This is a genomic window from Aquaspirillum soli, from assembly GCF_054781915.1.
Genome location: NZ_BAAGTM010000001.1, coordinates 272,377 through 293,318, shown reverse-complemented (window position 1 = coordinate 293,318; position 20,942 = coordinate 272,377). Strand labels below are relative to the sequence as shown.

At 50.8% G+C, this 20,942-nt stretch carries 20 protein-coding genes; 6 read left to right on the top strand and 14 right to left on the bottom strand.

Translation table 11 applies throughout. The annotated features are described in order from the left end of the window. Positions 1-52 precede the first annotated feature (52 nt). A complete protein-coding gene (locus ACYVJG_RS01475; protein WP_460429441.1) occupies positions 53-1,999 on the top strand; it encodes a glycoside hydrolase family 113 in 1,947 nt (648 codons plus the stop codon). Here the strand turns inward: ACYVJG_RS01475 and ACYVJG_RS01470 are convergent. The 7 genes from ACYVJG_RS01470 to hemP all read right to left on the bottom strand — a co-directional run bounded on the left by ACYVJG_RS01470 (position 1,996) and on the right by hemP (position 8,957). Next, positions 1,996-2,730 (bottom strand): energy transducer TonB, encoded by a 735-nt coding sequence (locus ACYVJG_RS01470; protein ID WP_460429440.1) that lies wholly within the window; start codon positions 2,728-2,730, stop codon positions 1,996-1,998. The two genes, ACYVJG_RS01475 and ACYVJG_RS01470, sit on opposite strands and share 4 nt — an antisense overlap. Further along, complete coding sequence (locus ACYVJG_RS01465) at positions 2,711-3,550, bottom strand: ABC transporter ATP-binding protein (RefSeq protein ID WP_460429439.1); 840 nt, start codon at positions 3,548-3,550, stop codon at positions 2,711-2,713. Before ACYVJG_RS01465 ends, ACYVJG_RS01470 begins: the two co-directional genes overlap by 20 nt. Beyond that, entirely contained in the window at positions 3,550-4,503 is a 954-nt protein-coding gene (locus ACYVJG_RS01460; RefSeq protein WP_460429438.1) for a FecCD family ABC transporter permease, read from the bottom strand. Before ACYVJG_RS01460 ends, ACYVJG_RS01465 begins: the two co-directional genes overlap by 1 nt. After that, on the bottom strand, positions 4,503-5,294 hold the full coding sequence (locus ACYVJG_RS01455) for a heme/hemin ABC transporter substrate-binding protein (protein WP_460429437.1): 792 nt from the start codon (positions 5,292-5,294) through the stop codon (positions 4,503-4,505). The genes ACYVJG_RS01460 and ACYVJG_RS01455 overlap by 1 nt, the downstream gene beginning before the upstream one ends. Beyond that, entirely contained in the window at positions 5,284-6,330 is a 1,047-nt protein-coding gene (locus ACYVJG_RS01450; RefSeq protein WP_460429436.1) for a hemin-degrading factor, read from the bottom strand. The genes ACYVJG_RS01455 and ACYVJG_RS01450 overlap by 11 nt, the downstream gene beginning before the upstream one ends. Positions 6,331-6,367: 37 nt before the next feature. Continuing rightward, positions 6,368-8,641 carry a TonB-dependent hemoglobin/transferrin/lactoferrin family receptor gene (locus ACYVJG_RS01445; RefSeq protein WP_460429435.1) on the bottom strand — a complete coding sequence of 758 codons (2,274 nt, stop codon included), beginning with the start codon at positions 8,639-8,641 and terminating at the stop codon, positions 6,368-6,370. Between the two features lie 124 nt (positions 8,642-8,765). Continuing rightward, positions 8,766-8,957, bottom strand: coding sequence for a hemin uptake protein HemP (gene hemP / locus ACYVJG_RS01440; protein WP_460429434.1), 192 nt, complete (start codon positions 8,955-8,957; stop codon positions 8,766-8,768). A gap of 115 nt (positions 8,958-9,072) precedes the next feature. Here hemP and ACYVJG_RS01435 point away from each other — a divergent pair, with 115 nt between their 5' ends. Genes ACYVJG_RS01435 through ACYVJG_RS01425 form a run of 3 tightly spaced genes read left to right on the top strand, consistent with a single transcriptional unit; the run spans position 9,073 to position 11,273 of the window. Further along, positions 9,073-9,432 carry a Spx/MgsR family RNA polymerase-binding regulatory protein gene (locus tag ACYVJG_RS01435; RefSeq protein ID WP_460429433.1) on the top strand — a complete coding sequence of 120 codons (360 nt, stop codon included), beginning with the start codon at positions 9,073-9,075 and terminating at the stop codon, positions 9,430-9,432. Then, positions 9,422-10,555 carry a succinyl-diaminopimelate desuccinylase gene (gene dapE / locus ACYVJG_RS01430; RefSeq protein WP_460429432.1) on the top strand — a complete coding sequence of 378 codons (1,134 nt, stop codon included), beginning with the start codon at positions 9,422-9,424 and terminating at the stop codon, positions 10,553-10,555. Before ACYVJG_RS01435 ends, dapE begins: the two co-directional genes overlap by 11 nt. 13 nt (positions 10,556-10,568) lie before the next feature. Beyond that, entirely contained in the window at positions 10,569-11,273 is a 705-nt protein-coding gene (locus ACYVJG_RS01425; protein WP_460429431.1) for a hypothetical protein, read from the top strand. Here ACYVJG_RS01425 and ACYVJG_RS01420 read toward each other — a convergent pair. From ACYVJG_RS01420 to flhB, 6 genes are all read right to left on the bottom strand, one after another. After that, positions 11,260-12,003, bottom strand: a complete 744-nt coding sequence (locus ACYVJG_RS01420; protein WP_460429430.1) for a flagellar motor protein — start codon at positions 12,001-12,003, stop codon at positions 11,260-11,262. The genes ACYVJG_RS01425 and ACYVJG_RS01420 overlap by 14 nt on opposite strands. 65 nt (positions 12,004-12,068) lie before the next feature. Then, on the bottom strand, positions 12,069-12,809 hold the full coding sequence (locus ACYVJG_RS01415) for an RNA polymerase sigma factor FliA (protein WP_460429429.1): 741 nt from the start codon (positions 12,807-12,809) through the stop codon (positions 12,069-12,071). A gap of 21 nt (positions 12,810-12,830) precedes the next feature. Further along, the gene (locus tag ACYVJG_RS01410; RefSeq protein WP_460429428.1) at positions 12,831-13,715 is read right to left on the bottom strand and encodes a MinD/ParA family ATP-binding protein; all 885 of its coding nucleotides are present in this window, start codon (positions 13,713-13,715) and stop codon (positions 12,831-12,833) included. Beyond that, positions 13,712-15,385: a flagellar biosynthesis protein FlhF gene (gene flhF, locus ACYVJG_RS01405; protein ID WP_460429427.1), complete on the bottom strand. Its 1,674-nt coding sequence runs from the start codon at positions 15,383-15,385 to the stop codon at positions 13,712-13,714. Before flhF ends, ACYVJG_RS01410 begins: the two co-directional genes overlap by 4 nt. Before the next feature lie 6 nt (positions 15,386-15,391). Further along, on the bottom strand, positions 15,392-17,389 hold the full coding sequence (flhA, locus tag ACYVJG_RS01400; RefSeq protein WP_460429426.1) for a flagellar biosynthesis protein FlhA: 1,998 nt from the start codon (positions 17,387-17,389) through the stop codon (positions 15,392-15,394). A 90-nt stretch (positions 17,390-17,479) separates the two neighbouring features. Continuing rightward, positions 17,480-18,628 (bottom strand): flagellar biosynthesis protein FlhB, encoded by a 1,149-nt coding sequence (gene flhB / locus ACYVJG_RS01395; protein ID WP_460429425.1) that lies wholly within the window; start codon positions 18,626-18,628, stop codon positions 17,480-17,482. A gap of 175 nt (positions 18,629-18,803) precedes the next feature. Between flhB and ACYVJG_RS01390 the strand changes: the two genes are divergently transcribed. After that, complete coding sequence (locus ACYVJG_RS01390) at positions 18,804-19,598, top strand: thymidylate synthase (protein WP_460429424.1); 795 nt, start codon at positions 18,804-18,806, stop codon at positions 19,596-19,598. Next, positions 19,595-20,089, top strand: coding sequence for a dihydrofolate reductase (locus ACYVJG_RS01385; protein WP_460429423.1), 495 nt, complete (start codon positions 19,595-19,597; stop codon positions 20,087-20,089). Before ACYVJG_RS01390 ends, ACYVJG_RS01385 begins: the two co-directional genes overlap by 4 nt. 48 nt (positions 20,090-20,137) lie before the next feature. On the opposite strand, the gene map is transcribed toward ACYVJG_RS01385, so the two are convergent. Beyond that, positions 20,138-20,926, bottom strand: a complete 789-nt coding sequence (gene map / locus ACYVJG_RS01380) for a type I methionyl aminopeptidase (protein ID WP_460429422.1) — start codon at positions 20,924-20,926, stop codon at positions 20,138-20,140. Positions 20,927-20,942: the final 16 nt, after the last annotated feature.

Genomic DNA, 20,942 nt, shown 5'->3' with positions numbered 1-20,942 from the left:
CGCCCCCACCTCGGGGGCGTTTGCTCGTCTGGCCTTTACCGAGACTGTCTCCATGACTTCATTTACTAGCCAAGGCTTTGCCCTACCCTCATGGTGGAATGGGCGTTTTGCCAGTCAAGATACCGCACAATCACTACGCGAATTGGTCGCCAGTGGTGCTAACAGCATCTCTATCGTAGCAACGGCTTACACCAAAGATCGTTTTTCTAGCACGATCGTTGCCGATGGCCGCACCGAATCAGCCGCGAATATCGCCACAATCTTACAAGCTGCACAACGCTATTCGAATGTAGAAGTCATCTATAAGCCGCATTTCAGCCCACAAACTGATGACTGGCGTGGCCGTTTTGCACCGACCGATCCCGAGGCTTGGTTTCAGACCTATCGCACTTGGATTGTTGAACAGGCAACATTGGCACAAGCCAATCAGGTGGATGTGTTTGTGTTAGGAACAGAATTCAGCTCCTTGGCTATCAGTCGTTATCAAACACAGTGGACAGACATCATCCAAGCGATTCGGGGGGTCTACCAAGGACAACTCACCTATAGTTCCACCTTGAGCGCCGCCCTGAATGTACCTTTTTGGGATCAGCTTGATTTTGCCAGCGTGACTGCCTATCCAGTAAGCGCAGGGAGTTACGCGGTCAACGCAGCACAAGTCATGGAAAGCTGGTACCTTGGTGTAGGAGGGGAAATAGCACCCTTAACCCAAATCAGTGCCCTGCAAAACGCCACCGGACATCGTGTGTTAATCACCGAAGCAGGCTATCGTAGCATCGACGGTGCAGCACTCAAGCCGGAAGACTACGAACAAAACACCACCGTTGATGTGCAGGAACAACAAGCCGCCCTACAAGGCATGTTATCGGCACTCAGTCAATTTTCCACTCACACCGGCGGCTTACAAGGCATCCATCTGTGGAATTGGGAAACACAACCCAGTGTTAATTTTAACAACAGCGACAGCGGTTATACCGTACAAGGGAAACCGGCTTACCAAACGGCCACACAGTGGTTTCAGGCCGACACACCGCCAACCACCTTACAGTTATTAGATGGCCGCTGGCAGTCTGATCTGTGGCTTATCGGCAAAGACACAGCCGAATTGGTTTTACTCAACCAAACGGGGCAAGCGGTCTTAGCAGGTGGAGGCGATGATCGGATTGCCTTACAACGTGGATCTCATTGGATTGATGGCGGCAGTGGTAACAACACCCTTTCATTGCAATCCTCCGCCAGTGGCAGCACCGTATTTTTCGGAACCGATAACGACAGCGTGGGGGTGGTGTGGAATGAAAGCGGTGTCAGCCTATTCCGCCACATCCAAGCAATAAACGGTAGCCGCTATGACGATACTTTGATCGGCAATGATCAAAATAACCTCTTTTACACCGAAGCAGGGCAAGACAATGTAATGCTGCGTGGTGGTGATGATGAAGTTTACCTTGGCCTAGGCAATAAGATGGTCGATGGCGGCAGCGGCCTCGATAAGGTGAACTACAGTGGCGTGGGCACTGCCATCACAGCCAGTGGTGACACGCACTTATGGCAGGTTAAACATGGTGAATTTCAAGATGTGCTATTGCAAGTGGAACATCTAATAGGTAGCCCATACGCCGATAACATCCGTTTTGGTGAAGGTACACAAACGCTTGATGGCGGTGGCGGGCGCGATACCTTAGGCGGAGGAACGGGGGCTGATCGCTTTGAAATCACGCGCGCGGCAGCGAGCGGAGATACCGCTACCCTCATGGATTTTCGCGCGGGTGAAGATCAACTGGCGTTAAGCAGCAAAGTATTTATTGCCGCAACCCAGCAAGACTGGCAAAACGTCTCCTCACTGACCACCAGCAGCCCAGCGCGCTACCTGCTCGATAGCCAAACGCGAACCTTATACTACGATGCCGATGGCAGCGGCAGTGCATTTGCTGCGGTTTCAGTGGTGAGCTTCGCTAGCAGCAGTGATTTGCCACAGTGGGCAGATATGGTGTGGTTTTAACTGGCGTGCAATTGAAACACAAGCGGCACTTCCGCCCATGCTGACACCGCCTGTTCCCCCTCGCGGGCGGGTTCAAAACGCCAGCGCGCCACCGCTTCTTGCGCAGCTTCATCCAACGGGGAATAACCACTGCTGCGGGCAAGACGAATCACATCGGCACGCCCCTGTGAATTGACTTTTACCCGCAATAGTACGGTGCCTTCCCATCCCATCTGGCGGGCAGTCCGTGGATAGCGCGGTGGGGGATTGTCTAAATAGGCCAAATCAAAACGTGGTGCTTGAAAGTGACTCGGCCGTGAGGATGACTCAGTTGTCACAACCACAGGGACGGCCGAGGCAGCCGGTGGCGATTCTGCAACCGTCTTGGTTACAGGCTCGGTTTTAGTCTGTGCACGAACAGAAGGTGCAGTAGATGACACTGGTGCTGCAGCCGGCGCGGGTGTTGAACGCTTAACCACCGGTGGCGCAGCGCGTGAGGGGGCAGCATTCGCGGCTGGAGTGGGAACAGTGTCAGCAACGGCAACAGGCGGTGCGGGCAACAATTCAATCCATTGTGCGGTCAGGGGTGCCACCATTGGCGTGATAGCCACTGCCGGAACCCGAGTGTGTTGCACACCCCAAGTCAACAGTGCAATCACCCCACCATGCAATAACACACTCCCCAAAGCAGCACTGGCGGCGCGAGGTGTGACCGATGCCGAGACAGGCGCACTATGCAGAGGCTTTAACATGGTTTACCTCATGTAACACATCAAAACGCCAACCATGACTTTCTTGCACCACACGAATCGGCCAATCGTAGGCAATGCTCAACGCTTCGCTGTCGAGTACACATGCCGGTGGGCCAGCGCGCAAAACACGGCCTTGATGCAATAACACCAGCCAATCAGCATACTTTGCCGCCAATTCTAAATCGTGTAACACCGCCACCACCGTTTTTCCCCGCGCAGTCAAGGCAAATAGCCGCTGCATTAAAATCTGGCGATGACGTAAATCAAGATGATTCGTCGGTTCATCCAATAATAAAGTTGGCGTATCTTGGGCTAAAGCCTGTGCAATCACTGCACGCTGACGCTCCCCCCCAGACGCCTGTTGATAACGCTGTCCAGCCAAAGCGGTCAGCTCTAGCGCCTGCAAAGCCTGTTGTACCCGTTGCCGATCGTCTGCCTTCGGCAACGCAAAACGGCCAAGATGAGGACGGCGCCCCAACATCACGAAATCTTCAATGCTCAAACTGCAATCACTCGGCGGATGTTGCCCCACCCAAGCAATCTGCTGGGCACGTTGTCGGGCTTTTAATTGAGTGACCGGCTGGCCGTGATACATCACCTCGCCCTGTTGCGGTGGTAATAAGCCCGCTAGATGGCGTAACAAAGTGCTTTTACCCGCTCCATTGGGCCCAATCAAGACACACAAGCTGCCACGAGGAATCACTGTATTGACAGATTGCAGAATGGTTTTATGACCCATTTGCAAAGAGAGTTGGTCTATTTGAAATGCAGACAGTGCTGTTTCATGGGCCACAGGCAGGGGAATTGCATCGCGTTGCATCAGTTGACCTTTCTTTGCCGATACCAGAACAACCAGATAAAAAACGGTGGCCCAGTGAATGCAGTCAGCAGGCCGACGGGAATCTCAATGGGATACACCACCAGACGGGATACCGTGTCCATCGCCAGTAAAAATAAACCACCCAGCCAAGCCGACAGCGCAATCAACCGCCGCCGACTTCCCCCCACCACCAAAGCAAGCGCATTGGGCACCATCATGCCCACAAAACCAATGACCCCCGACAACGCCACCGCAGCCCCCGTTGCTAATGCTGCTGCAACAATGACCCAAGCGCGGGTTGCCGCTAAAGACAATCCCAAACCGTGGGCGCTGTCTGTACCTAATGCCAAACAATCTAAATCGCGTCCCAAGGCAATCAATAACAGCAGAGCAAGCGCAATCGCTGCTGCAGATACACCTAACGGCGAGGTACTGGCCCCTGACAAATTACCCGCCAGCCATGCCATTGCACCACGCAAGGTCAGATCATCGGATAAGAACAGCACTAAACTGGTCATGGCACCGATAAAAGCTGCAATCACTAAACCCATCAGCAACAACGCCGCTTCACTGTTTCCCGCTACTCGCGACAACAATAAAATCAGGCCAGTGCTCAATAAGCCCCCGACAAATGCAGCCAGTGGTAAACCAAAACTGGCGGTCCCACCCCACGCAATGAGTAACACCACCCCCAACGCCGCACCGCTTGACGTTCCAATCAAACCCGGATCGGCCAATGGGTTACGAAACAAGGCTTGTAGCGCGGCACCACTGCCTGCCAATGCCGCACCAACCAGCAAAGCACTGGCAATGCGTGGCAACCGGAGTTCTTGTAATAAGGGGTCTTGCCAATCCGGCCATGCCCACAGCCCCCCTTGCCCCGTGATCGCCACGATCACCACCAACACACTGACAGCTACTGCCAACCCATACCCTACGGCTTGATGACGCATTACAGTTGTCCTAGCTTGCTCACCGCTTTCGGACTGTCCAAATCAATGCGGAACATTTCCCCAGCCGGCAATTCATACACCCGACCTTTTTGTCCGGCCGGTGTTAATGCAATTTCAGGACGCGCCAACAAACCGGCACGACCGCCAGTGATAGCACGATTGTGATCGGCCACCACAATCACATCCGGTTTCAAGCTACGCCAAGCCTCACGCGATAAGGGCTTAAAACCGTCATGCTCGGCGATATTGATACCACCAGCAGCACGAATCAGAGTATCGGCAGCGGTGTTTTTACCGGCAACCAAACTCCCGTCATACGTGAACAAATAGCGCACACCCGTTGCCGTCTTTGCCGTCATCCCCTGTTGCCATTGCTGCGCCAGCTGCTCTGCACGCGCCGACTGTTCTAACAAACGGCCAATCTCACGAATACTATTTGCAAAATCACGCCCATCTTCATGTTGGCTCACTTGTTGCGCAGGAATGCCCAATTTTTGTAATTGAGGCCAAATGGTCGCCGGTTGTGCCAAGCTGCTTCCTAACACCAGCTGAGGCTTTAAGCGGGCAATCGGTTCAACGCTCAATGAGCGATTAAAACCAATCACCGCTGCCGAAGCCAAGGCAGGGTGTTGGCTAGAGCGATCTCGACCAATGACTGTTGGCGCGGCACCTAAGGCCACCACCACATCCGCCACATCGGCCGTCATCACCACAATCCGCTCTGGCGCGGCAGCCCATACAGGACATGCCAACAGCGCCAGCAGTGCTGTCGAAAGAGACTTACGCCACATCACCATCTTCCACCGCCAACTCACTGACCAACTTCACCCAACTGGCCAGCTCTGGCTTACCCGGTTTGCGTTCACCAAACAGCGTGACAATCGATTGACCATGCGCATCAAACAGTTCCAGCGACGTCAACATGCCGCAGTCACCCGGCTTTTTGACCACCCACGCTTCTTGAATCAAATCAGTACGCAAGTGAAGGTTGAAATTAGGATCTAAGACATTCAACCATGGCCCTAAACGCTCCACACGATGAACAGGGCCGGTATGAATTTGAATGCAGCCGCGATTGCCTGCAAATACCATAATCGGGGTTTCAGTTTCGCTGGCACGATGTAACAACGGCTCGATGGCATCTTTTGCCACCGTCCACGCATGGCCTTCTGGTGCCAGACGGAACGCCTGTTGCCGCGACACCTTATGCTGTGTCAGCAAACCATGAAAATCATGTACATCTTTTAACGCCAACCAACCTGCCCGCAGCCCCGCCACATCAATGGCGTCATCAGGGAGTTCTACCGAGGAAGCAGGGACGGTATCAATCACCAATGGCAGCAAGGTTGTCTGTAAATCTTGCTTGACGCTATTAAAAGCCGACACATCACTTTGCGGTGTCAGGAAAATTTTATGGATTGCCTCACCATAGCGATCGAATACTTGAATACTGCGCTGTACTTTATCGTCAGTTTGACGATGCTCTACCGCAAAAACATATTTCCAATGAGAGAGAAACAACCGCAAATCGATTTCTGGATTTAATGCCAGACCCATATTTCCGTTAATGCTGATATTGTCGTACAAACCAATTTTTTCGTGGACGCAAGCCTCATTGCGCGTTAATGCCATCACAGGCCCGAGTGTCCGCATAGCCATCAACAAAGTTGGCCAATCCGCCTTTAATGCCACGGCATCAGGGTCGGCAGCCACCAACTCTGCTTCACTGATGGCTAACTGCCGTGCCGCATCGCGAATTCGCATCTGTGGCATATCTCGTTTTAAAGTAGCAAAAGCTTGCCATAACGCTTCTGGCGCACGTTCCATAGTTTCTCTTCCTTATCATGTTGTGAATGGATAGCGATTAGAAAAAGCGATATTCCATCGTACCCGCCACACTGCGACCGGGTTGGGAATAGAAGTCCAACACTGCACTATTGGCAGCAAAGCCCTTCACATCGCTCCAATTCCAATAAGTTTTATCAAAGACATTGAACACCCCCGCATTGATGCGTAGCTGTTTATTGACTTGCCAATACGCAGTTAAATCGACAACGCCATAACCTGCAGGGGCAAAGCCAGCGGTAGCCTGACCTCGGCTATCCGTCGATTGCGGCACGCGACTCTTAGCCGCAGCAAAACGCAGCTTGGCATCGGCGCCAAACGGCTCAGTGCTATAGGCCAGTTTCAGATGACCTTTTAACGGTTCTACCGAGGTTAATGGGGTACCTTCGCTGTCGTTATCCCCTTCAGCCCAAGCAAGCGCGCCACTGATTTGCCAATGAGGAGCGAAGCGCCAGCCTGCCTTCACTTCCGCGCCGTGGATACTGACCTTCCCGACATTGCCATATTGATAGGTTGCCAAGGGACGGCCTTGTACACTGCGTTGACCGACTAATTGGCGTTCTAAGAAATCACGATAGCGATTGGCGAACACACTGACATCAAGCTCAACCTCTTGCCAACGGCCTTTGACCCCCAGCTCAATCCCACGGCTGGTTTCTGCTTTTAAGTTTGGATTGGGTAATACCTCATAGCCATGAGCAGCATTCATAAAAGCCATGGTGGCATCATCAAATGGCGGTGCACGGAAGCCGGTTGAGAACTGGGCAAAACCTGTGATTTGGTCGTTAAAGGCATACGCTAATGCCAATTTGGGGGATAAAGCACTGTCAGACAGATCGCTGGCTTGCGGGCCATTTTGGTTAATTTTTTGCGATAGCGCGTCTTGTTGCAGGCTCAAACGGTAGTAGTCATAACGCAGCCCAGGTGTCACGGTCCAACCGTTATCCCACCGCATTTGGTTTTCGACAAATAAACCAAAGCGATCGGTGCGATTGTCTGGAAACGCTTTCTGTGGGAAGGGCTCGCCGCCTACGGTTTTGGTCGTCGAACCATCAGCATTCCATTGTGTACGATCACGCAAACGCTCTGTTTCAGTACGCGAAGCATCAAAACCATAAATCAAGCGATGCGCAGCGCCCAAAGCAAAAAACCGGCTTTCGAGTTGGGCATCCAAACCGGTGAGGGTTTGTGCAAAGCGATAGTCCGAGGTCCGTAAACGGGCATTACTCGGCCCTAAGCGATGCTCACGCACATCTTCGGTCTGATCGAGCGTTTGGTGATAAATCTGCCACTTTGCTGCTTGAATCCAAGGGTGATCTTTATCTTGCCATTGATGCGCTAAGGTAAAACGTTCGCGGGTTTGATCATCATCGGCCATTTGACTTAACAAACTGCCAGTTGTCGGTGATCCACTGCTGCGCGCAGAAATCACATTGCTATCTTGTTGGCGTTGGAAACGCTCATAGGTAAAGAATAAGTCGTGTTGTGGATTTGGATGTAGGCCCAGCTTCAACAGGACATTATCGCTGTCCCAAGCTTGTGGATTAGGCGTCGTCCGGCGACTGGCTGCTGTGCCGTCGCTACTGTCATCGCGTCCTTGATTGTCGGTTTCATGGCCATGACGACGGGTATACATCAATAATGCCGACGCCAGATCATTGCGGCCAGCCAAGGTCAAGGTTGCTGCCGTACTCTGGTCGGCACTGTCACCGCCTAATTTCACACCAAAGTACAAAGGGTTATCTGCGCTGACAAAATCAGCAGCCGATAAAGTGCGGTAAGCCATCACCCCGCCAATCGCATCACTGCCATACAAGCTAGAAGCAGGGCCTTTAATGATTTCCACCGCCTTTAAGCTTTCTGGCTCGGTGTAATCAGCACCAGAGATCGCACCATTCCCACCGCCACCGCCGTACTGATCGGGTTGGCGCACGCCGTCAATCAGGGTCAAAATTCGATTGCCACCAATCCCACGAATCGTTACACCGGCATTACCACGCCGCCCGGGTTCACGACTGACACTGACCCCAGCTTCATCACTGACCAAATCGCGCAAATCTGCTGCAATCCGGCGGTCGAGTTGTTGTCGATCAATCACATCAACCGAGGGTGCAGTTTCATCTAGAGCTTGCTCAGTCCGCGAAGCCGCCACTGACACCGCCTGTAGGCGTTTGACCTGTTGCGGTTCGGTTGTGGCGTTATCTGCTGCTGCAGACAGGGGAAAAGCAGCAACAAGACACAGTGCAATCTGTGACAGTGTCCAATGTGAGCGGGAAAAATGGCCGCCAGTCATAGCATCTCCTTAATTCGGAATCGTGCTCTGGCTGGCTAACCGCAAAAGGCGGTGGGCTGGCGAAGCCAAGCCGGTAGCGACTTGGCGAGCTTGCTTTTCGATGGCACGCAGCCATCAAAATCGGTTATTTGGTTAAGATAATTTTGTCATTTCGCGTTAAACGAAGGCGATACAGCTCACCGTGATGCTCGATGAGAATCTCTTTTGTTTTCGCAAACAAATGCCGGCTGTCTAACGCCGGTGGCATCGGTGTCGATGGTGCCGGCGGAGTCAGGGCCGATGGCAAAGCTGGGGAAGTGGTGCGTAGTGTATCCATACGCAAATGATAAGCCTTCTCATTTATAAGTCAAGCCCCTTTCTCTATCAGCACCACAAAAGCCCTCTCTGCGGTATGTTAGACTGTTGCTATTTGTCACCCTTCTCAACTTGCCATGCCCAATGTTTTATATGGTATTAGCCAATGTGATAGCGTGAAAAAAGCGCGTCGATGGCTCGATCAACGTGAAATTCCCTATCAATTCCATGATTTTCGCCGTGACGGTCTCAGCCTCGCTTGCCTACAAAGTTGGTTAGCACAACAGCCTGATTTGTCATTGCTCAATCGCAAGAGCACAACGTGGCGTCAGCTAAGCGCAGAACAACAGGCTTTAGCAGACAACCCTGCCACCCTGCTCGATGTCTTACAACAATACCCAACGCTGATTAAACGTCCGGTGCTACAAACAGCACAACGGATTGAAGTTGGGTTTTCAGAATCTCGTTATCAGGAATGTTTCCCTCATGCACAATGATCCCACTCGCGAACTGACAGAAGCACTGATTCGTCGTCCCTCGGTTACCCCTGAAGATCAGGGTTGTCAAAAATTGATGGCAGAACGACTGGCCGCCATCGGTTTTGATATTGAAATGCTGCGCTTTGCTGACGTCGATAATCTTTGGGCACGTCGTGGCACAGAAGGCCCCTTGCTTTGCTTTGCTGGTCACACGGATGTCGTGCCGACGGGCCCGTTGTCGCAATGGCAGAGTGACCCCTTTGTGCCCACCGTCCGTGATGGAAAACTGTATGGACGTGGTGCAGCGGACATGAAAACCTCGCTGGCGGCGTTTGTCACTGCTTGTGAAGTGTTTGTGCAAAAACATCCACAACATCGGGGTTCGATTGCGTTTCTGATTACATCCGATGAAGAGGGTGTTGCGACGCATGGCACCCGCGCCGTGGTAGAAACGCTGGCAGAACGTCATATTGAATTAGATTACTGCATTGTCGGCGAACCGACCTCGGTGCATGTGTTTGGCGACACAGTGAAAAACGGCCGCCGTGGTTCGTTAAATGGGCATCTGATTGTTAAGGGTATTCAAGGCCATATTGCCTATCCACATTTAGCAAAAAATCCGATTCATCTGGTTGCCCCTGCTATCGCTGAGTTGTGTGCGATTGAATGGGATCAAGGCAATGCCTACTTCCCACCGACCACCTTTCAAATTTCTAACCTCCATTCTGGCACCGGTGCCGTCAACATCATCCCGGGCGAAGCCGAGCTGCGTTTTAATTTTCGGTTCTCAACCGAGCACACCGCCGATGAATTAAAAGCCAAGGTACATGCGGTGTTAGATCACCACCAGCTCGACTATCAGTTAGATTGGAAATTATCTGGTAACCCATTCTTAACCGAACCGGCTGCATTAACCGATGCCGTCTGTGCAGCGATTCATGATGTCACGGGTGTAGAAGCCCAGCTCTCTACCACCGGTGGCACCTCGGATGGGCGCTTTATCAAAGATATTTGTCGTGAAGTGGTCGAGTTTGGCCCGATTAACGAGAGCATCCATAAAATCAACGAACACGTTGCCATCGAAGATATTCCACGTTTATCGGCGGTCTATCTGCGAGTGATGGAACACTTGTTAGCTTAAGGAAAGAACGCCCATGTTATGTCGTTATTTACCACTGCTCTTACCGTTGGCCTGCGGTATGGTGAGCCACACAGCATGGGCTGTCAGTTGTGACAACAGCGGGCTGAAAAATCGGCTGTTGTTACAACTCGAACCCACCGTGATTGAAGTCAATCACAGCCTAGACTATGCCGGTATTCAGCAAGAATCTGGTATCAAACCACTACAAGGGATGCCGAATGCCTTTGTCGGCGGCTTTACCAAAACGTCGGTCTCGACCAGCTTTGATATGAATTTTCACGCCAAGCCCACTGCGGATGGCCGGCTGTGTGTCGCAGGCACGGTGAAATTAACCTTCAGCCAACCCAAGGCGGTGGTGTATATGCCGAAAGATGCGCCAGCCAATAGTTGTTTGTATCAGGTGACTTACACCCATGAAATGCAGCATGTCGCGATTTTTCAACGTGGCCTGCGGCGGGTATTACAAACCGAAGGGCAAGCACTGCGCCATGAAATCGAACACCTGCCAGTTGGGGTATATGCAAATGAAGACGCCGCCAAGAAAGTCCTGACGGCGCGTTTAGAAATCTGGCAAAAACGGATGCAAACAGCGATTGCCAGTATTGAACGTGACCAAGGGCAAATTGACACGGTGGAAAACTATCGCCGTGAAGGCGAGAAAGTCGGGCGCTGCCAACAACGGCGACAGGCCCCCAATACCACGACTAACGGGCAATAAAGCCTTGTAGTTTGCTTTCGATAATCCGTGGGTTCTCACCGTTACAAATCGAGATCAACCCTTCGACCATCATGTCTTTTGCCACCACCTGTGCCGCAATCAGGGTTTTCAGTTTGTTAGCAACGGGTAAGAAAAATAAGTTGGCAGAACCCACACCATAGACCGTTGCCACAAACGCCACCGCAATACCACTCCCTAATTTTGATGGATCACTTAAGTTTTCCATCACATGAATCAACCCCAACACCGCACCAATAATACCAATCGTCGGGGCATATCCACCGGCGGCTTCCCAAATTTTAGCTGCTTGCTTTTTTTGATTTTCATAAGCGGTGATTTCAAGATCGAGAGCCGCGCGCAAGATATCGGGTTCTGCCCCATCAACTAACATCTGGAGGCCTTTTTTAGTAAAAGGGTCTTTCACCCCGCCTACATTGTCTTCTAGTGCTAATAAGCCGTTCTTTCGCGCAATTTGGCTCCAGTGAATCACATCACGAATCACCCGTTTTTCGTCTAGCTCCGGCGGGCTGAACACCCATCCCAACAACTTCAAACCAGCAGTAAATTGCGATACTGTCGATTGCAACATCACTGCGCCGACCGTACCCCCAATCACAATCAAAAACGCAGTAATCTGTAGCAGGGATGAGATATGCCCACCTTCTAACACCTGCCCCAGCAAGATCGCGCTAATCCCGATGATAATGCCGAAAATACTGATTAAATCCATCCCTGCTGACTCCTTTGATACAGCGATCAAGAACGATACATCGCCTGTATTACCTTCATCTGTGTTTATAACCACACTTTGAGTTTGCTACGCAAACGAGACACCGCTTGGGTATGAAGTTGACACACCCGAGATTCGGTTACCCCCAATACTTCGCCAATTTCTCGCAAATTGAGCTCTTGTTCGTAATACAAACTCATCACCATCTGATCACGTTCTGGCAGGGTTTTAATCGCTTCCACCAAGGCAGAGCGAAATTGATCTTCCCCTAAAATATCAATGGGATTGACTTGGCCTTCATCGCGCAACATCTCTGCAGGATGTGAGGATTCTTCTCTGTCGGTCGCAAAGTCCTCGAAATACACAATTTGATGGCCTTTACATTCAAACAAAGCTTGTTGGTAGCTTTCTAGATCCATCTCAAGGAAAGCCGCAATTTCTGATTCCTGTGCACTGCGTCCCAACTGATTTTCCAGCCGAAAAATGGCCTCTTCAATTTGCTTTGCCTGCTTGCGTGCTTGGCGAGGTAGCCAATCGAGGCGGCGCAATTCGTCTAACATCGCCCCACGAATCCGCTGGGTGGCAAAGGTTTCGAATAATACCCCCTGCTGAGGGTCAAATTGTCGGGCCGCTTCCATCAAACCAATGAGGCCAACTTGAATCAAATCATCAATTTCAACGCTGGCGGGTAAACGGCTCATCATTTGGTAAGCAATACGTTTCACCAATCCGGTATGCCGCGAGACATCGTCAGCGACAGGCTCTTGATCTGTTTGATAAGCAAGATGTTTTGGGATACGGGACATAGAGAGAAAAAGTAAGAGGATTTAAGGGTGGGGGTTGTCTGCGGTCACCGCTTCTTGCAGATGACGTACAGTTTCTAACCAACGCGCAAACAGGGTATCACCTTCTGTCGGTGTACGACCGGCCCACAACGGCAATGCACGCGCAAGTTGAGTGCAGGCAATCGCCCCTTCACTTTTCGGAAACGCCAAAGTGGCGGCAGTCTTCATCACTAAAGCGCGCCGCAAGTGATAGTCTTCGGGAATAAAACCGACCCAACGCAGCGAGACATTTAAATATTCACTGGCAGCGTAGGTGAGACGGCGAAAGATATGCTGTGCATCTTCCAGCGATTCAGCATGGTTAATCAACACATTAAAGGCTCGGCGACCAAACTCACCCGATAGTTGTTTGATGATGCCATAGGCTTCAGTCAACGATTTTGCCTCTGGCGTTAACACTAAAATCAGATGATCTGCAATGGCACTCAAGGCAGGTTCTTGTCGCGGCGGCAAAGCATCAATCAAAATCCATTCCGAGTCGCGCAAGCGTGAAGAAAACTCTTGTGACAAACGGTGGGCCAAACCAGTATGCAGATTGGCGAGGGTAAAAGGCCGGACGTACAAGTTCAACAACTCAGCACCGGAACTTAAACTGACAATCGCATCTTCTAATGCCCCTTGATAGCCGATGACTTCATCAAGATGGCGGGCATGATTGACTTTGAGACGGCGCGCTTGCCCCATATCTGCATGGGCATCCAATATCATGACCCGATGTCCATCCGATGCCAACACAGCCGCAAACTCGGCAACCACAGTGCTTACACCACTGCATTGATCGCCAATAAAGGCAAAACTACACGGTTTGCGCCCTGCTGATAACAGGCGCCGTAAACTCGCTGCTTGATCGTCCATCCCCATACTCATGACCAACTCGCTTGTGCCGCTTGAACCAGTTGATATTCGTCCCGTTTCAAGCTGTAGGGCCCGGGTTCTCGCGTGGCTTTAAAAGCACGATCCACCAAAAATTGGGCATTCGGTAGATGCAAATCTTCAGGCACACGTTGGCCATTTGTCACGTAGTACACCGGCAAGCGGTGTCGAATTAAGGTATCTAAGCTAGGGCCAGCCGATACAGCTTCATCCAGTTTAGAAATGATACAACCGGCCAAACCATTGCCACGATAGCGACGAACGACGTCTTCTAACGTATGGCCATCAGAGTTAGCCGCCAGCACTAAAATACGCGAAATGGTTTTACCACCGTGGCCAACTGAGTTAGCAAACATCTCGATTTGGCCATTCACACGACTATCACGCTGCCCCATGCCAACAGAATCAATCAGCACCACATGATGCTTGCTACCCAAATCGGCCAAGGTCAGATTGAGATCTGCTTCATTTTGCACCGAATAGACAGAGACCCCTAAAATTTTGCCATATAAACGCAGCTGATCCTGAGCGCCAATACGATAGCTGTCGGTCGTGATTAAGGCGACCCGATCTGCACCGTGTCGAATCGTACAACGCGCAGCCAGCTTCGCTACAGTCGTGGTTTTGCCAACGCCAGTGGGGCCCACTAAGGCATACAAGCCGCCTTTCGCAACCACATCCTCTTGTTCGGGAATGGTCAACACATTGTGTGCTAAGGCAGACTTCGCCCACTTTAGGGCTGCTTCATCACTAAATTGGGTGGGTAACTTGGCGACAAGCTGCCGACACAGCGCTGGGCTCATCCCTGCCGCCAAGAGCTGCCGAAATAATTCAGCTTGTACTGGCTCATGGTTCTCGAAATTCGCCCATGCCAAACTCGCTAACTGCCCCTGTAAAATGCTACGCAGGGTTTTGATTTCTTCATTCAGAAGATCCAGTTTCTCTAATGCAGGATCAGGTTCTTCCTTGCGTTCAAGCAATTCACTGTCCGTTTCCGGTGCCCGCAAATGATTAGGTATCACCGATTGGCTGTCTTTTTGTTGCGCCAACGCCGTCGTCGCTGGATCGGCAAAATGTCCAGATGGGGCAATTTCCGCTGCGGCTCGTTCTTCATAACGACCAATCACCGACTCACGGAATGGCACAGCCTTAGGCGGTGCTTCTTCCTCTGGCTCAGCTGTTTCAGAGGGGCTTTCGTCAGTCTCTACCTCGGCAATCCCAGCTTTCGCAACAGCCGATGTGAGTTCAGCGTTTGGGGAAGGATTGTCTGGTTGAAATGCAGCAGGCGTGACCAAAGGCCGCGCTGCAGGGGGAATATGTTCTGGTTCATCAAGCGGTTCAACAGGGACAGCATAGGTTCGCGCCAAAGCATGCCCCATCACCGCACTGTTTAATGGTTTGGCTTGTGCTGTGGCGGGGGTGGCTAAACCGCTACCCGTAAAGGCAGCTAAGCTCTCGGCCGCTTCTGGTGCATGTCGATTGACTGCCGCTGTTGCCAAAGACTGTGCCAAAGCGCTGACATCGCCATCGGCTACCGCCATAATTTCTATTCCACCCGAGGCAAGGGGGCGATTCGATAGAATCAGGGCATCTGCGCCGAGTTCTTCCCGCACTTGACGCAGGGCATCGCGGGTCGTGCGTCCAAAGTATTTTTTTACCAACATGATGAATTATCCCCTGCCGCCAACAACTGCAATGATCCGGATGGTTTTGTTATCAGGGATTTCATTGTGTGCCAAAACTGCCAACTGCGGCAGGGCACGGCGTAAGAATTTTGACAATAAAGGCCGTAGGGCTGTCGGTGTTAACAACACAGGATTGTGCCCTTGTTGTTCCACACGCTCAGCCTCTTGTGATGCCGACTGTAATAAACTTTCTGCCAAGCCCGGTTCTAATCCACCACCGGCTTTGCTCTGTACTGCGGACAGCAAAATACTTTCCAGTTGAGGGTCGAGTGTCATCACGGGCAGCTCTTGGATACCCGGGAACAGCTGATGCACGATAGCACGCGACAACGAGACCCGCACCACAGCAGTGAGATCATCAATATCTTGTGTCATCGATACATGGTCAGACAGGGTTTCGATAATGCTGCGAATGTCACGAATGTGCATCCCTTCCGAGAGCAAATTCTGTAGCACTTTTTGCAAGGTACTGATCGACACCACTTTTGGTACCAAATCTTCCACCAGTTTCGGGGCCTCTTTGGACAGATGGTCGAGCAAGGCCTGTACCTCTTCGCGTCCCAGCAATTCAGAGGAGTGTGTTTGTAAAATATTGGAAATATGTGTTGCTACCACCGTACTGGCATCCACGACGGTGTAACCAAGGGATTGTGCTAAATCGCGATTGGATGACTCGATCCATACCGCCGGTAAACCGAAAGCTGGATCGGTGGTCGGTGTACCCGGCACTTGGCCCAACACGCGCCCCGGGTTAATGGCTAAAAACTGACCGATATAAGCCTCACCCGCGCCAATCTCCACCCCTCTGAGCAAAATACGATAGGCATTCGGCCGAATTTCTAGGTTGTCACGAATATGCACCGCCGGCACCAAGAAGCCGACTTCTTGCGCGATTTTTTTACGAATCCCACGTACCCGCCGCAACAGCTCGCCATCTTGTGAGCGATCCACCAACGGAATCAAACGGTAGCCCACTTCCAAACCGACCGGATCGACGGGTTGAACATCGTTCCAACTGACCTCGGCCAAAGGCGCTTCCATCACCTCTTCCAAAGCAGTGTCGGTTTCGACTTGTTGTTCCTTCTGTTTCTTGCGTTGTTCTAACCAATAGGCCAAGCCACCCAAACTCGCCGCGATCAGTAGGAAGGCCACGTGCGGCATATTAGGAATAATCCCCACCAGACCAATCACCCCAGCCGTCATATACAACACACTCGGCTGCATAAACAGTTGGCCAACCATCTGCTCAGAGATGTCTTTTTCCGTACCAACACGGCTGACCACAATACCCGCAGCAGTCGAAATAATCAGGGCTGGAATTTGCGCCACCAAACCATCACCAATGGTCAACAGGGTGTAAACGTGAGCCGCTTCGCCAACAGGTAAATCATGTTGAGCCACCCCCACAATCAAGCCGCCGACAATGTTGATCAACATAATCAAGATACCGGCAACCGCATCACCACGCACAAATTTGGACGCACCATCCATCGAACCAAAGAAGTTAGCTTCTTCAGAGATAGTGGAACGGCGGATGCGTGCTTCATCTTCACCAATCAAACCAGCGTTTAAGTCGGCATCAATCGCCATCTGCTTACCGGGCATCGCATCCAAAGTAAAGCGGGCAGACACTTCAGCAATCCGCCCCGCCCCTTTGGTAATCACCACAAAGTTAATGATGGTCAGAATAATGAACACCACAATACCAATCGCAGTATTGCCCCCGATCAGAAAGTGGGCAAAGGCTTCAATCACCTGACCAGCGGCATCGGGGCCGGTATGCCCCTCCAACAAAATCACACGGCTAGAAGCAACGTTCAGCGACAATCGCAACAGCGTTGTCACCAATAACACGCTGGGAAAGGCAGAGAAATCAAGCGGTTTACGAACATTCAAACTCACCATCAATACAATCACCGAGATGGCAATATTGAAAGTGAAAAACATATCGAGCAGAAAAGCCGGCAAAGGCAACACCATCATGCCCAAGATCAATAAGATCAGAATGGGGCCTGAGAGGGTAACAAAATTGAACTGCCTAAGAGAGGCAAGCAGGTTTTCCATTGATATACGCTATGACGACAAAGGGTCTTTAGAAGCCGGATCGAGTTCGGGCGGTACCGGCAGGTTTTCAGGGTAAATCGGCGCAAACCCACCTTGGGCTTGGTATTGCTTCAGTTGGAACACATAAGCCAAAACTTGCGCTGCCGCAGTATAAAGGGCTTGAGGAATTTCTTCTCCTAATTCGGCATGATGATACAGTGCACGCGCAAAAGGTGGGGTCCGCATCAGGGTTATTTTATGTTCTTTTGCCGATTCGATGATTTTCTCGGCCAAACGTAGCGATCCTTTGGCAATGACCTTAGGCGCTCGCATACCTTCTTCGTATTTTAGTGCAACCGCATAGTGAGTTGGGTTCGTCACCACCACGCTGGCGGTTGGAATATCCTGCATCATCCGTTTTCGTGCCGCCTCGCGTTGTAGCTGCCGGATACGGCCTTTAATTTCTGGGCTACCCTCACTCTGTTTATACTCTTGTTTAATTTCTTCTTTGCTCATCCGCAGATTTTTTTGGTAGTTCCATAGCTGAAAAGGCACATCCACTACCACAATCAATAACATCGCACCGACGACAACTAAAAAGGTGTATTCCATCAGGCCAACCAGTGTCGCCATACTGCGTTCAATTGGCAATGTAATCAGATTGAGAATTTCACCTCGTTCTTTCCAAATCACCCATGTTGCCACACCACCGATCACCAAACTTTTCAGAACAGCCTTGCCGCCCTCCAGTGCGGCCGACACCGAAAACATGCGCTTGATACCAGACAAGGGGTTGAGTTTAGAAAATTTGGGTTCAATCGCCTTACCAGAAAAATTCCACCCACCGATTAAGATGGGCACGGCTGCCGCGATCACAAACAGCGCACCAAGAATGGGAGCTAACGCCAATAAAATATCAAAAGTGGACTGTTTAAGCTCAGCCAGCATACTTTCGCCGTGCAATAAAGTTTTACCGTTAAAAGTAAAGCTCCGTTCTAATATTTGGCCAAGTGTTCGATAAATCTGCGCACCAGTCATCATCAACATCGCCACCCCTGTCATGGTGACAGCAAATGTTGCTAATTCACGCGAGCGGGGAACCTGCCCTTCTTCACGAGCTTGTTCTAACTTACGCGGGGTAGCGGCTTCGGTTTTTTCCTGATCGCTGTCGTCAGCCATGTGTGTATCTCAGTCAATCGCGCAAAAATGGGGAAAAAACAATCTTTGGTAGCCAATTCTACTAAACTCTTTTGTTTTCTGTTGGTTTGTCTCACCGACAACAAAAATCTCACTGCTCGAAAGCAGGGAAAGACAAAAAGAATTTACAATAATGCGTTTTTTGTGAAAGCGAGTCATGCAAACTTATCTGAATCTGATGCAGCATGTTTTACAACATGGCATTGACAAGTCAGATCGTACAGGGACGGGCACACGTTCGGTGTTCGGCTATCAGATGCGCTTTGATTTACAAGCGGGCTTTCCACTTGTTACAACAAAAAAGCTGCACCTACGCTCGATTATTCATGAACTGTTGTGGTTCTTACGCGGTGACACCAACATCCAATACCTGAAAGATAACGGTGTCTCGATTTGGGATGAATGGGCAGACGAAAACGGCGAACTAGGCCCTGTGTACGGTTACCAGTGGCGATCATGGCCAGCGCCTAACGGTCAATCCATTGACCAGATTGGCCAGCTGATCGAACAGATTAAAAGCAATCCGGATTCACGCCGTTTGATCGTATCGGCTTGGAACCCTGCGCTAGTGGATGAAATGGCTTTGCCGCCTTGTCACTGTCTGTTTCAATTCTATGTCGCCAATGGGAAACTATCCTGCCAGCTCTATCAACGCTCTGCTGACATCTTCCTTGGTGTGCCGTTTAACATTGCCAGCTATGCGCTATTGACGCACATGGTGGCGCAAGTGTGTGGCTTGCAAGTGGGCGATTTTGTGCATACGCTAGGTGATGCTCACCTGTACCATAACCATATCGAGCAAGCTAAACTCCAACTCAGCCGCGAACCTCGCCCCTTGCCACATCTGCGTTTAAATCCTGAGGTAAAAGATCTCTTTGGCTTCTGTTACGATGATTTCACTATCGAGGGTTATGATCCCCATCCTCACATCAAAGCCGAGGTGGCTGTATGAACACAACACCATCCATTCGATTAGTCGTCGCATGCGCACGCGGTGGTGTGATTGGCCTGAATAACACCTTGCCGTGGCATTTGCCTGCTGACTTGAAGCATTTCAAAGCCATTACAACAGGAAAACCGGTAGTGATGGGTCGTAAAACCTATGAATCGATTGGCCGGCCATTGCCCAACCGTGACAATATTGTGCTAACACGACAAACCGATTGGCACGCCGAGGGTGTTCGTGTCGTCGCCAGTTTAGCTGAAGCCCTAACGGTCGCAGCGTCTGCGCCCGAAATTTGCATCATCGGTGGAGGAGAGCTATATCAACAGGCTATTACCGTTGCCACCTGTTTATCTCTGACGGAAATTGATGCTGATTTTGTCGGCGATGCGCACTTTCCTGAAGTGTCTCCCACACACTGGCAAGAAATAAGCCGCGAACGCCATTTCAATGAGGCAGGCCCTTGGCACTACGACTTTGTTGAATATCAACGGCGCTAACCGAAAAAAAATCCCATCAAAAGCGATGGGATTTTCTATATCTAGGCATTAAGGATGCGGCGGTGCACCGGCCGAGAGTGTTAAGACTTCATGTCCTGTTTCGGTCACCAAAATCATGTGTTCCCATTGTGCGGACAAACTGCGATCTTTGGTTTCGACCGTCCAACCATCCGATTTAATTTTAATAAAGCGCTTACCTGCGTTAATCATCGGTTCGATGGTAAAAATCATCCCCGGTTTTAACTCGACACCAATGCCCGGACGGCCATAATGCAAAACTTGTGGTTCTTCATGGAAATTTTTACCAATCCCATGCCCACAAAACTCTTGTACTACCGAGTAGCCAGCATTTTCTGCATAGCGTTGGATGGCATAGCCAATATCACCAAGGTGAGCCCCCGGTTTAACGCAATCAATCCCAACCCACATTGCTTCAAATGTTGTTTTCACCAAACGGCGCGCTTGGGGCGTAACATCGCCAACAAGGAACATCCGACTGGTATCACCGTGATAACCGTCTTTGATCACCGTGATATCCAGATTCACAATATCACCGTTTTTCAAGGGCTTTTCATTTGGAATACCGTGGCAAATCACCTGATTAACCGATGTACAAATCGATTTTGGATAGGGCGTATGGCCTTCGGGCGCATAGTTTAATGGTGCAGGGATACAACCCTGTTCGTTCACCATATATTCGTGACACAAACGATCGAGTTCGGCGGTGGTGACGCCTACTTTTACAAATGGCGTAATGTAATCTAATACTTCACCCGCTAAACGACCAGCAATACGCATCTTTTCAATGTCTTCAGCGGTTTTCAAATGAATAGTCATGGATTTTTGATAGTCA

Excerpts from the sequence above, each read along its gene's own strand:
- flhF (WP_460429427.1), bottom strand. The coding sequence starts at position 15,385 with ATGTTGGTAAAAAAATACTTTGGACGCACGACCCGCGATGCCCTGCGT.
- ACYVJG_RS01460 (WP_460429438.1), bottom strand. The coding sequence starts at position 4,503 with ATGCGTCATCAAGCCGTAGGGTATGGGTTGGCAGTAGCTGTCAGTGTG.
- ACYVJG_RS01385 (WP_460429423.1), top strand. The coding sequence starts at position 19,595 with ATGAACACAACACCATCCATTCGATTAGTCGTCGCATGCGCACGCGGT.
- ACYVJG_RS01435 (WP_460429433.1), top strand. The coding sequence starts at position 9,073 with ATGCCCAATGTTTTATATGGTATTAGCCAATGTGATAGCGTGAAAAAA.
- ACYVJG_RS01420 (WP_460429430.1), bottom strand. The coding sequence starts at position 12,003 with ATGGATTTAATCAGTATTTTCGGCATTATCATCGGGATTAGCGCGATC.
- ACYVJG_RS01455 (WP_460429437.1), bottom strand. The coding sequence starts at position 5,294 with ATGTGGCGTAAGTCTCTTTCGACAGCACTGCTGGCGCTGTTGGCATGT.
- flhB (WP_460429425.1), bottom strand. The coding sequence starts at position 18,628 with ATGGCTGACGACAGCGATCAGGAAAAAACCGAAGCCGCTACCCCGCGT.
- ACYVJG_RS01410 (WP_460429428.1), bottom strand. The coding sequence starts at position 13,715 with ATGAGTATGGGGATGGACGATCAAGCAGCGAGTTTACGGCGCCTGTTA.
- hemP (WP_460429434.1), bottom strand. The coding sequence starts at position 8,957 with ATGGATACACTACGCACCACTTCCCCAGCTTTGCCATCGGCCCTGACT.
- ACYVJG_RS01445 (WP_460429435.1), bottom strand. The coding sequence starts at position 8,641 with ATGACTGGCGGCCATTTTTCCCGCTCACATTGGACACTGTCACAGATT.
- ACYVJG_RS01415 (WP_460429429.1), bottom strand. The coding sequence starts at position 12,809 with ATGTCCCGTATCCCAAAACATCTTGCTTATCAAACAGATCAAGAGCCT.
- dapE (WP_460429432.1), top strand. The coding sequence starts at position 9,422 with ATGCACAATGATCCCACTCGCGAACTGACAGAAGCACTGATTCGTCGT.
- ACYVJG_RS01425 (WP_460429431.1), top strand. The coding sequence starts at position 10,569 with ATGTTATGTCGTTATTTACCACTGCTCTTACCGTTGGCCTGCGGTATG.
- ACYVJG_RS01390 (WP_460429424.1), top strand. The coding sequence starts at position 18,804 with ATGCAAACTTATCTGAATCTGATGCAGCATGTTTTACAACATGGCATT.
- map (WP_460429422.1), bottom strand. The coding sequence starts at position 20,926 with ATGACTATTCATTTGAAAACCGCTGAAGACATTGAAAAGATGCGTATT.
- ACYVJG_RS01450 (WP_460429436.1), bottom strand. The coding sequence starts at position 6,330 with ATGGAACGTGCGCCAGAAGCGTTATGGCAAGCTTTTGCTACTTTAAAA.
- ACYVJG_RS01465 (WP_460429439.1), bottom strand. The coding sequence starts at position 3,550 with ATGCAACGCGATGCAATTCCCCTGCCTGTGGCCCATGAAACAGCACTG.
- flhA (WP_460429426.1), bottom strand. The coding sequence starts at position 17,389 with ATGATGGTGTTGCCTTTGCCGGCTTTTCTGCTCGATATGTTTTTCACT.
- ACYVJG_RS01475 (WP_460429441.1), top strand. The coding sequence starts at position 53 with ATGACTTCATTTACTAGCCAAGGCTTTGCCCTACCCTCATGGTGGAAT.
- ACYVJG_RS01470 (WP_460429440.1), bottom strand. The coding sequence starts at position 2,730 with ATGTTAAAGCCTCTGCATAGTGCGCCTGTCTCGGCATCGGTCACACCT.